The sequence below is a fragment of the Bariatricus sp. SGI.154 genome (assembly GCF_050313795.1).
GTDB lineage: Bacteria > Bacillota > Clostridia > Lachnospirales > Lachnospiraceae > CAMBRQ01.
The window spans coordinates 1-271 of sequence record NZ_JBNPMC010000094.1; the positions used below are offsets into that span (position 1 = coordinate 1).

General features: G+C 46.9%; 2 tRNA genes. Both read right to left on the reverse strand.

The features are described from left to right. Positions 1-22: 22 nt before the first annotated feature. Positions 23-95, reverse strand: a tRNA-Ala gene (locus ACQRBN_RS17480). A gap of 80 nt (positions 96-175) precedes the next feature. Then, a tRNA-Ile gene (locus ACQRBN_RS17485) sits at positions 176-249 on the reverse strand. Positions 250-271 lie beyond the last annotated feature (22 nt).

Consider the following 271-nt stretch of genomic DNA (forward strand, 5'->3'; position numbering starts at 1 on the left):
TGAGGTGCAATGTAGGGCACAGTGGAGAATACGAGATTCGAACTCGTGACCTCCTGCTTGCAAGGCAGGCGCTCTCCCAACTGAGCTAATCCCCCATTTGGTCATTATTAGTTAGTCATTAATTAAGTGGGCTTAAGTGGACCTTGCCTCCTCAGCCAAACTTTTTATTAATAAGTGGGCTTAAGTGGACTCGAACCACCGACCTCACGCTTATCAGGCGTGCGCTCTAACCGGCTGAGCTATAAGCCCATCTTTACTAACTTTTTTTAGA